Annotated in this window: 10 protein-coding genes and 1 riboswitch; of the genes, 6 read left to right on the top strand and 4 right to left on the bottom strand. The window is 68.8% G+C overall.

Translation table 11 applies throughout. From position 1 onward, the window contains the following. Nucleotides 1–82: 82 nt before the first annotated feature. Together C5O27_RS18925 and C5O27_RS18920 are read right to left on the bottom strand one after the other, a co-directional pair. Nucleotides 83–874: a DNA-formamidopyrimidine glycosylase family protein gene (locus C5O27_RS18925; protein ID WP_006359219.1), complete on the bottom strand. Its 792-nt coding sequence runs from the start codon at nucleotides 872–874 to the stop codon at nucleotides 83–85. Continuing rightward, entirely contained in the window at nucleotides 867–5,501 is a 4,635-nt protein-coding gene (locus tag C5O27_RS18920; RefSeq protein ID WP_127963386.1) for an ATP-dependent helicase, read from the bottom strand. The genes C5O27_RS18925 and C5O27_RS18920 overlap by 8 nt, the downstream gene beginning before the upstream one ends. 9 nt (nucleotides 5,502–5,510) lie before the next feature. Next, nucleotides 5,511–5,688, top strand: a riboswitch (cobalamin riboswitch). A gap of 38 nt (nucleotides 5,689–5,726) precedes the next feature. On the opposite strand from C5O27_RS18920, the gene C5O27_RS18915 reads away from it, so the two are divergent. The 6 genes from C5O27_RS18915 to C5O27_RS18890 all read left to right on the top strand — a co-directional run bounded on the left by C5O27_RS18915 (nucleotide 5,727) and on the right by C5O27_RS18890 (nucleotide 11,679). After that, entirely contained in the window at nucleotides 5,727–5,960 is a 234-nt protein-coding gene (locus C5O27_RS18915) for a CbtB domain-containing protein (protein ID WP_127963385.1), read from the top strand. Nucleotides 5,961–6,012: 52 nt separating this feature from the next. After that, the gene (locus C5O27_RS18910; protein ID WP_006359222.1) at nucleotides 6,013–6,840 is read left to right on the top strand and encodes a CbtA family protein; all 828 of its coding nucleotides are present in this window, start codon (nucleotides 6,013–6,015) and stop codon (nucleotides 6,838–6,840) included. 18 nt (nucleotides 6,841–6,858) lie between these two features. After that, nucleotides 6,859–7,383 carry a histidine phosphatase family protein gene (locus C5O27_RS18905; protein ID WP_127963384.1) on the top strand — a complete coding sequence of 175 codons (525 nt, stop codon included), beginning with the start codon at nucleotides 6,859–6,861 and terminating at the stop codon, nucleotides 7,381–7,383. A gap of 85 nt (nucleotides 7,384–7,468) precedes the next feature. Beyond that, on the top strand, nucleotides 7,469–8,695 hold the full coding sequence (locus tag C5O27_RS18900; protein ID WP_040004195.1) for an acyl-CoA dehydrogenase family protein: 1,227 nt from the start codon (nucleotides 7,469–7,471) through the stop codon (nucleotides 8,693–8,695). A gap of 332 nt (nucleotides 8,696–9,027) precedes the next feature. Beyond that, nucleotides 9,028–9,885 (top strand): polyphosphate kinase 2, encoded by an 858-nt coding sequence (ppk2, locus tag C5O27_RS18895; protein ID WP_006359225.1) that lies wholly within the window; start codon nucleotides 9,028–9,030, stop codon nucleotides 9,883–9,885. Between the two features lie 57 nt (nucleotides 9,886–9,942). Continuing rightward, nucleotides 9,943–11,679 (top strand): SulP family inorganic anion transporter, encoded by a 1,737-nt coding sequence (locus C5O27_RS18890; protein WP_127963383.1) that lies wholly within the window; start codon nucleotides 9,943–9,945, stop codon nucleotides 11,677–11,679. Here C5O27_RS18890 and C5O27_RS18885 read toward each other — a convergent pair. Further along, nucleotides 11,650–12,987, bottom strand: coding sequence for a diacylglycerol/lipid kinase family protein (locus C5O27_RS18885; protein ID WP_127963382.1), 1,338 nt, complete (start codon nucleotides 12,985–12,987; stop codon nucleotides 11,650–11,652). The two genes, C5O27_RS18890 and C5O27_RS18885, sit on opposite strands and share 30 nt — an antisense overlap. Further along, entirely contained in the window at nucleotides 12,984–14,381 is a 1,398-nt protein-coding gene (locus C5O27_RS18880) for a hypothetical protein (RefSeq protein ID WP_208651395.1), read from the bottom strand. The genes C5O27_RS18885 and C5O27_RS18880 overlap by 4 nt, the downstream gene beginning before the upstream one ends. Between the last annotated feature and the right edge of the window lie 19 nt (nucleotides 14,382–14,400).

Genomic DNA, 14,400 nt, shown 5'->3' with positions numbered 1-14,400 from the left:
CGCCATCGCAAACCCAGCCCTTATCCGTGAACCCAGCCCACTTGCCGGGGGTGGCTCTACGGAACAGGGCTGGGTTTACGCATCAGGTCTGGCAGCGCGGGCACCAGTAGATGGATCGATCGCCGCCGGTCGACGGGATCTCGCCGCGCTTGATGATCGTCGCGCAGCGGCGGCACAGCTGTCCCTTGCGGCCGTAGACCCACATCCGCCCGTTCGGTGAGGTCTGGCCGGTGGTGGTGCGAGCCGAGCGCATCCGGTTGGCCCACAACAGACGTCGGCTGAGATCGACCATCGGACCGAGATCCACCTCGCCGACCGGTCGGGTCGGGAGAACGCCACGCAGATAACAGATCTCGCTGCGGAAGACGTTGCCGACGCCGGCCATGAGGCGCTGGTCGAGGAGTGCCGCGCCGATCGTCTGGTCGGGGTCGGCGGCGAGGCGTCGGATCGCCTCCTCGCGGTCGAAGTCGTCGGCCAGCAGGTCCGGTCCCAGATACGCGAGGGCGGCGTCCGGGTCGGCGAGCAGTTCGAGCGTGCCGAGGTCGAAGCCGACGGCCTCGTGGTCGTCGGTGCGCAGCACGACGCGCGCCTGATAGGCGGGGCGACGCCACTTCTGGCCCCGGCGATGCACGTGCCAAACGCCCTCCATCTTCAGATGCGAGTGGATGCTGAGCGCGTCGCCCGCGCCGGGCTCGCTCTCGCCGACGTCGATGAGCAGATGCTTGCCCCTCGATCGGACGGAGACGACGGTCCGTCCCGACAGGTCCGACGTCGCGAGCGACGGGATGCGGAACTGCGTCGACGTGAGGGTTCGTCCCTCCAGCCCCTGACGCAGCCGCGCGGCCGCGGCGAAGACGGTGTCGCCCTCAGGCATGGGTTCCGTACCGGAGTCGGATGCCGCGCGGGGTCGTGGAGAAACCGGCCTCGACAAGCACCTTCCCGAAATCGGTGCCGCGCGCCGGTTCGGAGTCGATCGCGTCGATGGTCAGCCGGGAGATCCGGCCGGCGCGGACCAGGGCCACCAGCGCGCCGGCGGCGGATTCCAGCGCCGGGATCGAATCGGTGAACGTCAGCAGCGTCTTGCCGCCACGCTCGACGAAGCACACGAGTTCGCCGTCGACGAGCACCACCAGGGCGCCGGGCTTGCGGCCCGGGCGGTGTCCCGCGTCGGCGTCGCGGGATCGTGGCCACTCCAGCGCCGCGCCGTATGGGTTGCCGGGGTCGGTGGCGGCGAGGATGGTCGCCTCGCGCGGCGGCTTGCGGTCGGGGAGAGCGTGACGCCGCAACTCGTCGACCGTGGCCGGGGAGGCGAACTGCGCGCCGCCGAGGCCGTCGACGTAGTAGCCGCGGCGGACCTGGCCGTTGTCCTCGAAAATGGTGAGCGCCTTGTACACCCGGGCGAATCCGCCGGTCACCTCCTCGGCGGTGACGCTGCCCCGCGTGATCACGCCGTAGCGCGTGAGCAGTTGGTCGCACAGTGCCTGCGTGGCGATGGTCGGGTCGATCTCGGGTCGGTCCAGGGCGAACCACCGGCCGCTCGCGGTCGGCGACACCGGCGGCCCGGAGGCGTGCTCGGTCAGGTAGCGCGCGGAGAGGCGACCGGCGCGGAGTCGTGGGGCCCTGCCGCGGGCGCGGTGGGCGGGCGCCGACCGTGGCGTCGTCGGGCTGCGCCGGGGATGCAGCAGTGCGCGGACGGGTGCGAACGTGTCATTGCTGACCTGTCCCGCCCAGACCAGGTCCCAGAGTGCGGATTCGATGTCCGCGGCCGGCGTCGTGGTGCCGGTGCTGATGTCCGCGGCGATCTGCGGGAACCGCAGTGCACCACCGGGGTGGAGTGCGGTGGTGATCGCATCGTGCAGGGCCGTGGTGTCGATGGTGTCGGCCTCGGAGATGGAGAACGCGGCCACGTCGGCGGGGTGCAGGGCCACCCAGCCGTCGGCGTTGCCGATGCGGCCGTGCCCCGACCACACGACCTCGCCGCTGCTCAGCAGCTCGTCGAGCATGGACGGGGCATAGTCCGAGACGCGCGCGGGCAATATCAGCGACTCCCAGGCCGACGCCGGCAGCGGGTAACCGGCCAGCTGGTCGATGACGGTGGCGAGGCCGTCGACCCCGCTGAGCTGCGTTCCGGGCGAACCGTGCTGCCATTCCACGAGGAAGCGGGTGAGAACCTCGGTGCCGACCGGTGCGACCTCGGCCCGGCTCGCGGCGAGCGACCCGCGCCGGATCTGACCGAGGACGTCGGTGTGGCACCACTGGGTGGTCGGTGCCGCTCCCTGGGCCGGATCGGCGGTGCCGGTCTCGGGCAGGAAATCACCTTCGACGACGCGTCGTTCCGCGGCGAGGCGGGCCAGGGTGTCGCGGACGACGGCGGTCGCGATGCCCAGGGACGCCGCCGCGTCGGTGACGGTGAAGGGCCCGTGGGTGCGGGCGTAGCGCCCGATGAGGTCGCCGACCGGGTCGGGTACCGGTTCGAGGTAGGCCGCCGGGATGCCCATCGGTGCAGGGACTCCGAGTGCGTCGCGGAGTCGTGCGGTGTCGTCGATCGACGCCCACAGCGCGCGCCGGTTGTGGTTGACCGAGATGATCTGCCCGCTGCGGTGCAGCTCGGCCAGCACCTCGGCCACCGCCGCTTCTCCCCGATATCTCGGCTCGACCTCCTCGGTGGTCAGCGGTCCGAGCCAGCGGAGGAGGTCGACGACGTCCTCGGCGTCGCGTGCCTGGCGGTCGGGTGACAGGCGTTGCAGGCGGGCGATGACCTCGGCGATGACGCCGGGATCGAGGAGCTCACGCAGGTCGACGCGGCCGAGCAGCTGCGCGAGGAGGCTGGTGTCGAGGGACAGGGCGGCGGCTCGACGTTCGGCGAGCGGCGCGTCGTCGGCGTACATGAAGGCGCCGACGTAGCCGAACAGCAGCGACGCCGCGAACGGCGACGGACTCGGGGTCTCGGTCTCCACGACGCGGATCCGGCGCGACCGGATGCGGCCGAGCAGGTCGAGCAGTGCCGGGAGGTCGTACACGTCCTGCAGGCACTCGCGAACCGCTTCGAGGACGATCGGGAAGTCCGGGAACTTGGATGCGACGGAGAGCAATTGGGCGCTGCGCTGCCGCTGCTGCCACAGCGGCGCGCGCCGGCCGGGATCGCGCCGCGGCAGGAGCAGTGCGCGCGCGGCACATTCGCGGAACCGCGAGGCGAACATCGACGAGTCGGCGAGACCGTCGGTCACGAGCTGTTCGACCTCGTCGGGATCGAGGAGGAAGACGTCGGCACCCGGGGGTGCGTCGTCGGTGTCGGGCAGACGCAGGATGATGCCGTCGTCGGAGGCGGTGGTGGCGCCCTCGATACCCAGTGTCGCGAGGAGTCGTTGGGAGATGGCGCTCGCCCACGGCGCGTGGACACGCAAGCCATAGGGGGAGTGCAGGATGACGCGCCAGTCGCCGAGTTCGTCGCGGAACCGTTCGACGACGAGCGTCCGGTCGGTGGGGAGGTGACCGGTCGCCTCGCGCTGTTCGGCGATGAGCGTGGCCAGGTTGGTGCGGGCGTTCTCGGTGAGTCCGAGCCTCTCGGCATGGGCGTCGAGTTTCCCGGGATCGGCGATGGCCCCGGTGAACGCGCCGATCGCCGCACCGAGTTCGGCGGGACGTCCGATCGCGTCGCCGATCCAGAACGGCAGCCTGCCGGGTTGCCCGAAGGCCGGCGACACCAGGACGCGGTCGTGGGTGATGTCCTCGATGCGCCAGCTCGTCGCGCCCAGCGCGAAGACATCGCCGACCCGCGACTCGTACACCATCTCCTCGTCGAGTTCGCCCACGCGCGTGGACTTCTCGCCGACCATGAAGACGCCGAACAGTCCGCGATCGGGGATGGACCCGCCGGAGGTGACGGCGAGCCGTTGGGCGCCACGGCGTCCGGTGATCACGCCCGCGTCGCGGTCCCAGTTGACCCGCGGCCGGAGTTCGGCGAACTCGTCGGAGGGGAACCGCCCGGCGATGAGATCGAGGGTGGCGTCGAAGACCCCGCGTCCGAGGTCGCGGTAGGGAGCCGCCCGGCGAACGACCTCGTACCAGTGGTCGACCTCGAGATCGTCGACGGCGGCGGCCGCGATGGTCTGCTGCGCGAGGATGTCGAGGGGATTCTGGGGAACCTTGATCTCCTCGATCGCACCGTCGAGCATGCGCCCGACGGTGACCGTGCAGTGCAGCAGATCGGTGCGGTGTTTGGGATAGAGGATGCCCTGGCTGATCTCGCCCACCTGATGGCCGGCGCGGCCGATGCGCTGCAGGCCGCTGGCCACCGACGGCGGGGCCTCCACCTGGATCACGAGATCCACCGCACCCATGTCGATACCGAGTTCGAGCGAGCTGGTCGCCACGACGCAGGACAGGCGACCGGCCTTGAGGTCGTCCTCGATCTGCGCGCGCTGCTCCTTGCTCACCGAACCGTGGTGTGCCCGCGCGAGGACCGCCTCGGCGCCGGAACTCGCCCCGCTGCCCATCACGAACGCGGGAGCCCCGCCCGCGACCGTCGGGTTGGCGGTGGGCTCGGGCGTGACACCCTGCCGCTCGGCGTGGATCTCGTTGAGCCGCGCGGTCAGCTTCTCGGCGAGCCGACGGGAGTTCGCGAACACGATCGTCGCCCGGTTGGCCTCGATCTGGTCGACGATCGACGCCTCCACGTACGGCCACAGCGAACCGGCCGTGGGGGAGAATGCGTCGTCGAGCTCGGCCGGGTCGGCGCCGTCCGGGCCGGGTGCCGGCGGGATGTTCGCCATGTCCTCGACCGGCACGTCGACGCGGAGATCGAAGGTCTTGTCGGCCTTGGGCTTGACGACCTGGCAGGGCGCCGAGCCGGACAGGTACCCGGCAACGACCTCGGGAGGCCGCACGGTCGCCGACAGGCCTATCCGTTGGGCGGGCTTCTCGAGCAGCTCGTCGAGGCGCTCGAGGGTCAGGGCCAGATGTGTGCCGCGTTTGGTGGCGGCGACCGCGTGGACCTCGTCGACGATGATCGCCTCGACATTCGTGAGGCTCTCCCGGGCCGCGGAGGTCAGCATGAGGTAGAGCGACTCGGGCGTGGTGATCAGGATGTCGGGCGGGGTCTTCACCAGAGCGCGGCGGTCGGCGGCCGAGGTGTCGCCGGACCGGACACCGACCGTAATGTTCGGTTCGGGCAGGTCCAATTCCTGCGCCGCACGGGTGATCCCGGTGAGGGGCGCGCGCAGATTGCGCTCCACGTCGACGGCGAGCGCCTTCAGCGGCGAGATGTAGACGACCTTCGTGCCCGGACGGCGGGTGGCGGCGTCGGCGGCCAGCCGGTCGAGAGCCCAGAGGAATGCCGCGAGCGTCTTGCCGGACCCGGTCGGGGCGATGACCAGGGTGTTCGCGCCGTCGGCGATCGAGGTCCAGGCGCCTTTCTGGGCCGCGGTCGGCTTGGTGAACGCTCCGGTGAACCATCGCCGGGTGGGGGCGGTGAAGCGATCGAGAACCGAGGGGCGGGGCATCTCTCCACTATGTCTCACATGTGCGACAGGTCTGGGTATACAGTCATCTCACGCCTGTACGGGGAATCCGGTGAGAATCCGGAGCGGTCGCGCCACTGTGAACGACAACGCCGGACGCGGTCGAGGATTTCGACGGCGCCTGGGGAAGACGTGAGTCAGGATGCCGTGCCGGCGCCAAAAGATCCGACACACTCACCGACGCGAGATCGGCGAAAGGACAATCCCATGACGTCTCCCCGTACGGCCGAAGCAGTCAAGTCACCCACCCGTGCGATTTCGGTACCGAACCTGTCGGTCGCGAGCGCAGCGATCTGGCTGAGCCTCACGGTCCTCCTGGCCGGGCTCGCCTACTACTTCCTCGGCTACGACCAGGGCGTCGTGTCGGTCTTCGGGGAGAACACCTATGTGCACGAGTTCGTGCACGACTCCCGCCACTTCCTCGGCTTTCCCTGCCACTGAGCGTTCACCGCACTTCGTCGGCCTGACTCTCACAACGTAGGGACAAGTTCACATGGAGAAGAAACTCATCGGCGCAGGTCTGCTCTCGGGCCTGATCGCCGGCATCATCTCGTTCGTCTTCGCACGGTTCTACCTCGAACCCGTGGTGTCGAAGGCCGTCGACTACGAGGGTGAACGCTCGGAAGCCGAAGAGGCGCTGGCACATACGGTCGGCGGCCATTCGCACGGCGACGGCGGCGAGGTCTTCACCCGCGCCATGCAGGAGAATCTGGGCGCCGGCGTCGGAAACCTGGTGTTCGCCCTGTGCATGGGTGCGTTCTTCGGGGTCGCCTTCACCGTGCTGTGGAGCTACCTCGGCAACCGGTATCCGGCCACCGATGCCCGCGCGGTCGCCGGGGCGCTCGGCGCTATCGGTTTCGTCGCCGTCTTCGGTGTTCCGTTCTTCGCCTACCCGGCCAACCCGCCTGCGGTCGGGGACGACGACACGATCGGGGAACGGACGGGTGCATTCCTGACCGTCACGATCGCGTCGGTCGTGCTGATGATCGTGGCCGTCGCACTCGCGCTGTGGTTGCGGCCGAGGATCGGCGGACTGGTGTCGGCCGTCGTGGGCGGTGCCGCGTACGTGATCGCGGTCGGCGTCACCATCGCGCTGCTGCCGTCGTTCGACGAGGTGCCCGAGCCGGTGCGCACCGACGCCGGCCAGATCGTGTTCCCCGGCTTCCCGGCGGACGTCGTCGCCGACTTCCGCGTGTACACGATCACCAACCAGGTGATCCTCTGGACGGTGCTGACGGTGACCTTCGCGCTGATCCTCGGCGCGATGGCGCGGTCGAAGAGCTCCAGCACGTCGCCGACGGTCGACGCCGTGCAGAGCTGACCGCGCACTGCCATTCCTGTGCAGATCATCACCGCCGGGCGCACCGGTCCCAATCGATCGGTGCGCCTCGGCGGTGACGCGTCGCTGGACGACCGCGGCCGCCGTGACGTCGAAGCGCTCGCCGCGTCCCTCGTCGGGCCGGTGTCCTTCTGCGGGCCCGAGCCCGCGACACTCGAGAGCGCCCGGCTCCTGGGTGGTCGGGTCGAGGTCGACGACGCGCTTCGCACGCTCGATGTCGGGAACTGGGCGGGATCGGCGCCCGAGGACATCGATCCACGCGAGCTCGCGGCCTTCTTCACCGATCCGGCGGCCCGGCCCCATGGCGGCGAGAGTGTCGAGGCGTTCGTGCGACGGGTGCACGACTGGCGCGACCGCACGATCACCGTCGGGGCGTCGATCGTCGTGGCCATGCCCGTCGCGCAGGCACTTCTGTGCGACGACGCCACGGGATACTTCCGGTGCGAGGTCCGGCCGGCGGCCTGCTACCACTGGCCGCCCCTGAGAATTCGCCCTGAAGAAACAGAATCGGGCGGACGTACCTAGACATCGTGAGTGACTCCTGACACAGTTGAGTCGGCAAAACTGAAACGTGTTCGCCCCCGGCGGGCACTGTCTGGGGAGAGTGACGATGTTCGAGTGGTCCGATGAAGATCTGATGGTGCGGGATGCGCTGCGCGCGTTCATCGACAAGGAGATCCGGCCACATCTCGACGAGCTCGAGTCCGGCGTGCTGCCTCCGTACGACATCACCCGCAAGCTGCTGTCGACCTTCGGGGTCGACGCGATGGCCAAGGACGCGCTGGAAAAGGAACTCGAGACAGAGGCCAACGGGGAGAAGAAGAAATCGTCCGGCGAGGGTGGTGGCATGGGCGGTTCGATGTTCATGATGGTCAACATCGAGCTTGCCGGTGTGTGCCTGGGCCTCGTCGCCTCGCTCGGTGTGAGCATGGGCCTGACCGCCTCGACGATCCGGGGCAAGGGCACGCTCGCCCAGAAGAAGCGCTGGCTGCCCGAGCTGGTCACCATGGAGAAGGTCGGCGCCTGGGCGATCACCGAACCTGATTCGGGCTCCGACGCTCTCGGCGGCATGAAGACCACGGTCCGCCGCGACGGTGACGACTACATCCTGAACGGCCAGAAGACGTTCATCACCAACGGCCCGTACGCCGACACCATCGTCGTGTTCGCGAAGCTCGACGACGGCAGCGGTACCCCCATGCGTGACCGCAAGGTGCTGTCCTTCGTCCTCGACAAGGGGATGCCGGGCCTGACGCAGGGCAAGCCGTTCAAGAAGATGGGCATGATGAGCTCGCCGACCGGCGAGCTGTTCTTCGACAACGTCCGGGTCGGCAAGGACCGTCTGCTCGGCGAGACCGAGGACACCGGTGAGGATTCGCGCGGCTCCGAAGGCGCGAAGGCCGGGTTCACCGCCGAACGAGTCGGCATCGCCGCGCTCTCGCTGGGCATCATCAACGAGGCACAACGACTGTCGATCGACTACGCCAAGACGCGCAAGCTGTGGGGTCAGGAGATCGCCCAGTTCCAGCTCATCCAGCTCAAGCTCGCCGAGATGGAGATCGCCCGGATCAACGTGCAGAACATGCTCTTCAGCGCGATCGAGCGCGGCAAGGCGGGTAAGCCGCTGAGCCTGTCGGAGGCGTCGGCGATGAAGCTCTACTCGTCGAAGGCCGCCACCGATGTCGCGATGGAGGCCGTCCAGCTCTTCGGCGGCAACGGCTACATGGCCGAGTACCGCGTCGAGCAGCTCGCGCGAGATGCCAAGTCGCTCATGATCTACGCCGGCAGCAACGAGATCCAGGTGACCCACGTCGCCAAGGGGCTGCTGCGCGGTTGATGCACCGGGAGAGGTGACGGCCCCGGCAGCTCTGCCGGGGCCGTTTTTTCACGGCCTGATTGCGGACCGGCGCAATTCTGGGCCCGGTTCGGCGCATTCGGATGTGAACGTGCGCCCGGCGGTCGACAATTCGACGTGACTCGCCCAGTCCGTCGAGGAAAGAGGTGGCGATGTCAGCAGGTGGGTACCGCGCGTATCCGGTGGCGACGAAGCTCGTTTCCGGTCGCATTCGTCAAATCGGGCAAATCGTAGGTTTCCGGTATTTCTCTTCGTGTCTGGAGTTCGGGACCTCGCTGTGCTGCCCATGCCGTTCCGCGATGGTGAGGTGAACGATGGGTGGGAAGAAGCACCGGGAGATGTCTCCCGAACTGTCAGCGACCGGAGAGCTGGTCGGTGGTCGACCGGACGGGTCCGCCGGTCCGATGTCGGACAAGGCATACCGGAAGGCGCTCAAACCCCTGCATGCCGAACTGGTGGCGATGCAGGAATGGGTCAGGTCGTCGGGGGCCAAGGTGTGCGTGGTCTTCAAGGGTCGGGACACGGCAGGCAAGGGGGGTGTCATCAAGGCGATCACGGCGCGGGTGAGCCCGCGAGTGTTCCGCACCGTCGCGCTGCCCGTCCCGTCCGAACGTGAGAAGTCGCAGCTGTATCTCCAGCGGTATGTACCGCACCTTCCGGCAGCGGGTGAGGTCGTCATCTTCGACCGGAGTTGGTACAACCGTGCCGGGATCGAGCGTGTGCTCGGATTCTGCACGGAGGAACAGGTCCACCAGTTCCTGGAATACACCCCGAGTGTCGAGCGGGCGATGGTCGAGTCGGGGATCATCCTCCTGAAGTACTGGCTCGAGGTCAGCCAGGAGCAGCAGACCCAGCGCCTGCAGAGTCGCATCGACGATCCGCGCAAGACCTGGAAGCTGTCGAAGACCGATCTCGAATCCTACAGCCGTTGGTACGACTTCTCCCGGGCTCGCGACGAGATGTTCCGCTACACCGACACCGGTTGGGCACCTTGGTATGTCACCTCCAATGACGACAAAAAACGCGGTCGGCTCAACGTGATCAGCCATCTCCTCGGTCAGGTGCCCTACGACCCGTTGGAACGTCCCGAGGTCACATTGCCGAAGCGGCAGAAGGCGCACGGCTACCGACAGCCGGACCAGGCGCTGCACTGGATTCCCACTCCCTACTAGGCGCGGTGACATGACCGGTGATCAGTGCGTCGCCGTCGCACCGCGGCGGGCACGCGCATGAGCGGCGTCGCCACGCTGTGGCGCCTTCCAGGGCTCGCGACGGCCCGGAGCTACAAACGCGAGTGGCTTCGTACAGACGTCACCGCCGGGCTGGTGCTGACCGCGCTCCTGATCCCTGCCGGGATGGGTTACGCCGAAGCCGCCGGGCTGCCCGCGTATGCCGGGCTGTGGGCGACGATCGTGCCGTTGACGGCTTACGCCGTGGTCGGACCGTCGAAGATCCTTGTGCTCGGCCCGGATTCGTCGCTCGCGCCGCTGATCGCCGCAGCGGTGCTGCCGCTGGCCGCCGTCGGTGACCCGGAGGACGCTCTGGCGCTCGCCGGAATCCTCGCCGTACTGGTCGGGGCGATTCTCGTCCTGGGCGGATTCCTCCGGCTCGGCTTCGTCACCGAACTCCTCTCCAAGCCGCTGAGACTCGGGTACCTCAACGCGATCGCGCTCATCGTCGTCATCGGACAGCTGCCGAAGCTGTTGGGCTTCTCGGTCGACGCCTCGGGTCTGTTCGAGGAGGTCGGCGCGATCGTCACCTCGGTGCTGGACGGGAAGACCGACACGGCTGCCGCCGCGATGGGATTCGCCGGTCTCGTCGTGATTGTCGCGTTCCGGCGGTGGCTCGCACGGGTACCGGGTGTCCTCGTCGCCGTGGTCGGTTCGATCGTGGTGACGGCCGTGCTCGGGCTCGACGACGACATCGGGATGGTCGGCGCCCTGCCGGCAGGTCTGCCCCTTCCTCAGTACGGCGGGACCGACTGGAACGACGTGCTCTCGCTTCTCGGGCCGGCCGCGGGAATCGCGCTCATCGCCTTCGCCGACTCCGGCGTGCTCTCACGGACATTCGCCGCCCGGCGCGGTGAGGATGTCGACGGGAGTACGGAGATGAAGGCGATCGGAACGGCCAACATCGCCTCCGGCCTGTTCGGCGGATTCCCCATCTCCGCCAGCGGTTCACGTACGCCGGTCGCCGAACAGGCCGGCGCACGCACGCAACTCGCGGGAGTGGTCGGGGCGGCCGCGGTGCTGGTCTTCGTCCTCGTGGCTCCCGGCGTCACCGCCTATCTACCCGACGCCACGCTGGCGGCGGTCGTGATCGTCGCGGCGACCGCGCTCATCGACATATCCGGAATGGTCCGGATCTGGCGGTTGAGCAAGCTCGAATTCGGTTTGGCGGCAGCCGCTTTCGTCGGCGTCGCGCTCGTGGGTGTGCTCGAGGGCATCCTGGTCGCGATCGGGTTGTCCTTCGTGGCCGTGGTGGCGAGGGCCTGGCAGCCCTATCGTACGGAGCTGGTGGAGCTGGAGGGAACGGGCTTTCTCGATGTCACCCGGCATCCGGAGGGACGCCGGATTCCCGGGCTCGTGCTGGTCCGCTTCGACGCACCGCTGTTCTTCGCCAACGGCAAGATCTTCGCCGCGCACGTCCGGGATGTGGTGGCGCACAGCGAGCCACCGGTCAAGTGGGTCGTCGTCGCAGCCGAACCGATCACCGGTCTCGACACCACCGCCGTCGACGAGCTCATCGATCTCGACCGTGCACTCGAATCGTCCTCGATCCGTCTGGTGTTCGCGGAGCTGAAGGGACCGGTGAAGGACAAACTCATCCGCTTCGTCGTCGACGGCCGGTTCGACGAGGACCGGTTCTTCCCGACGGTCGAGTCGGCTGTCGAGGCATATCGGAGCGTCCAATCGCCGCCCGGGTCGGCCCCCGACTCAACCCCTGACCGCTCCGGGCCGGAGTAGATTCCACAGTCGGACCCAGTCCAGTTGCGGTGGTGCGACGCGGATCTCCGGGCGCTCGCGTGGAACACGGACCCGCAGTGCCGCGGGGGAGATGGTGCAGCGCACCGGTGTCCGGAGTCGCACCGACTCGCCGTCGATGCCGACCGGGATCTCCGCGGCGTCGGCCTCGACGACGACCTCGGTCGCCGTCCGCTGTACGAGTCCCTGTCCGTGGCCGCGTCGGAGCAGCCCCACCGCCTGCCGGGTGTCGGCGACCGACACCGTCACCACACCGAGCAGGCCGGAATCGATCCGCGTGCGCCGCCCCAGGCCGGCCACGTCATTCGTGGCGTAGGGGCCGTTGCTCACCAGGATCGCCTGCGGCCCGGTCACGGTGTCGTCGCCGATGCGGGCGCGCAGGCCGGTGCCGGTGACGCCGCCGAGGAGGTCCGGCAGCATCCGCAGGACCGTCCGGGTCTTGTCGTCCCGGTACTGCGGACTCTGCACGACCTCTGCGTAGACGCCGAACGACGCGTTGTTGACGAATGGACGCCCGTTGATCCAGCCGAGGTCGACATGCACCTCGACGCCGTCGTGCAGGGCATCGAGACAGCGTGCGGGGTCCTTCCGGTCCAGGCCGAGGTCGAGTGCAAAGTGGTTTCGTGTTCCGGCACTGATCACGAGGAACGGCACGTGATACTCGGCGGCGACCGCGGCCACCAGTGCCTGCGTCCCGTCGCCGCCGGCGACTCCGAGCAGATCGGCGCCTCGACGCACCGCGTCGATAGCCAGCTCGGTGACGTCGAGGTGTTCGGGCCCGCTCAGCAGGACGACCTCGGCGCCGAGCGCCTCGGCCCGGCGCTGGAGGTCGAAACGGACGACCTTGCCGCCACCCGAGCGCGGATTCATCACCAGGAAGGGATGGAGCACCGGCGGGGCCGGTTGCTCCGGCATGAGCGACTGTGCCGGTGGGGGTCGCAATGCCCGTCGTGCGCACGCTGTCGCGACGGCGAACAGCGCCACCGACACGAGCACGACCCAGAGTTGACCCTCGCGGACGAGGAAGACGGCGACCAACGGCACGGGAACGACGGCGACGACAGCGGCCAGTACGCGGACGGCGCCGCCGCCGACCAGGAACCAGTAGACGGCCACGACGATGACGACAGTGCAGGCCACGCAGACCAGCAACAGCGTGAGCAGTTCGCGCAGTCCCGCCACCGCTACCGGCAGGAGGATCGCGACGATCACCGCGGCGAGTGCCGCACGGGCCCACCATCGTCGAGACACCGGTTCCTCGGCGACGACCGTACGGGTTCGCTCGGTCATCGCACCGCTTCGTCCGGAGTCGTCCGGGCCGGACGAATCACGATCTCGACGACGAGCAGGGCGATGAGGCCGCACATGACGATCAGCAGCACGACCAGTCCGGTGGGGTAGTCCCAGAACATCAGCAGCACCGCGGCGACGCCGATGACGACAGCGCGGAGAGCGATGCGTGCGCGGTAGGCCGCCGACTCGAAGGCGTTCGCTGGCCGTGATCTCCGTAGATTCTGCAGCGAGTCGAGTCCGCGGGAGAATCCGTGGCGGACCGCGACGGCCGACGCCGATCCGCCGATCAGGAAGGCGCCGATCGCCACCACGAGCCCGAGGACGGCCACGGCACGCAGTGCGAGCCGGAGTGGTTCGGTGACGGCGTCGGCGATGGCGGTCGCGGCGTCGGGGGACAGGACGTCGGGCGGGATGTCGTCGAGATACAGTGCGCGCGCGACGATCAGCGCGATCGCCAGGGTCAGCATGGCCAGGACCAGGGTCAGGCCGACCACGGACAGCGCACGTAGGCGTCGACCCCTCGGTGCCGCCGCGACGGCACCGAGGGCGCACGCGATCGCGAGCCACGGCAGGACGTCGGCGGCGGTGTCGAGGGCGGACACGGCACGTTGTGCGCGGACGAGTTCCGGTGACCGGAAGAGAACGAACTCCTTGTCGACCGCGGGGATCTTCTCGGCGAAGGTGAACCCGCGGTCCAGGAGGCGGGCCTTGACGTTGTCGATGACGGCGCCCAGCGAGATGCTCACCGTTCCCGACTCGTCGACGGTGACCGAGGACGGCCCGACCTCACCGGTCACCACGGCGACCAGGGCGGTGTGGCCCCGGCGGTTCGCCTCCACCCACAGGGTCTCGAACTGGTCGCTCTCGACCAGGGACGCCACCGTCTGCTGCACGAAGGTGCGGGCCTGAGCGGCGAGAACGGGCGCCAATCCGTCGATGGCACGGTCCACGCGGGGGGCGGTCTCCGTGGCCGGTACCGCATCGGTCAGTGCGTTGAGCGCGGACGCGGTCAGCGCCTCGACGTCGATGCGGGTGAAGATTTCGTCGGTGACGGTGTTGGTGATCTCCTGCTGCAGCGCCGGATCCGAGGCCAGCGGTGCGACTGTCGTCACGTATCGGTCGGTGTCGAGGATCTCGCCGCGGACGAATCGGGACGTCACCGAGAGGATGGCCAGCAGGGCGACCAGGACACACAAGATTCCCACCGCGACCCAGCGCCAGGTCGTGCGCCGTTTGGTGGTCTCCGGCGGTGCGGTCCCACCGGTGTCGGCACTCGCGCGCAGTGTCGCGACCTCGGCGCGCAACTGCTCGAGTTCGGCACGTTCCGACGCGCTGATCGAGCCGGTACTCCCGGGGGGATCTTGATCGGGCCCAGGGTTCTCCGTGTTCATGGGCCGGCGCCGGTCGGCG

Source organism: Gordonia alkanivorans, from assembly GCF_004011905.1.
Classification (GTDB): Bacteria; Actinomycetota; Actinomycetes; order Mycobacteriales; family Mycobacteriaceae; genus Gordonia; species Gordonia alkanivorans.
Note: the sequence above shows the minus strand (reverse complement) of the source record. Positions and strands in the feature narration are given on the sequence as shown.

Coding starts and splice junctions, on each gene's coding strand:
- C5O27_RS18925 (WP_006359219.1), bottom strand. CDS start 874: ATGCCTGAGGGCGACACCGTCTTCGCCGCGGCCGCGCGGCTGCGTCAG.
- C5O27_RS18920 (WP_127963386.1), bottom strand. CDS start 5,501: ATGCCCCGCCCCTCGGTTCTCGATCGCTTCACCGCCCCCACCCGGCGA.
- C5O27_RS18915 (WP_127963385.1), top strand. CDS start 5,727: ATGACGTCTCCCCGTACGGCCGAAGCAGTCAAGTCACCCACCCGTGCG.
- C5O27_RS18910 (WP_006359222.1), top strand. CDS start 6,013: ATGGAGAAGAAACTCATCGGCGCAGGTCTGCTCTCGGGCCTGATCGCC.
- C5O27_RS18900 (WP_040004195.1), top strand. CDS start 7,469: ATGTTCGAGTGGTCCGATGAAGATCTGATGGTGCGGGATGCGCTGCGC.
- ppk2 (WP_006359225.1), top strand. CDS start 9,028: ATGGGTGGGAAGAAGCACCGGGAGATGTCTCCCGAACTGTCAGCGACC.
- C5O27_RS18890 (WP_127963383.1), top strand. CDS start 9,943: ATGAGCGGCGTCGCCACGCTGTGGCGCCTTCCAGGGCTCGCGACGGCC.
- C5O27_RS18885 (WP_127963382.1), bottom strand. CDS start 12,987: ATGACCGAGCGAACCCGTACGGTCGTCGCCGAGGAACCGGTGTCTCGA.
- C5O27_RS18880 (WP_208651395.1), bottom strand. CDS start 14,381: ATGAACACGGAGAACCCTGGGCCCGATCAAGATCCCCCCGGGAGTACC.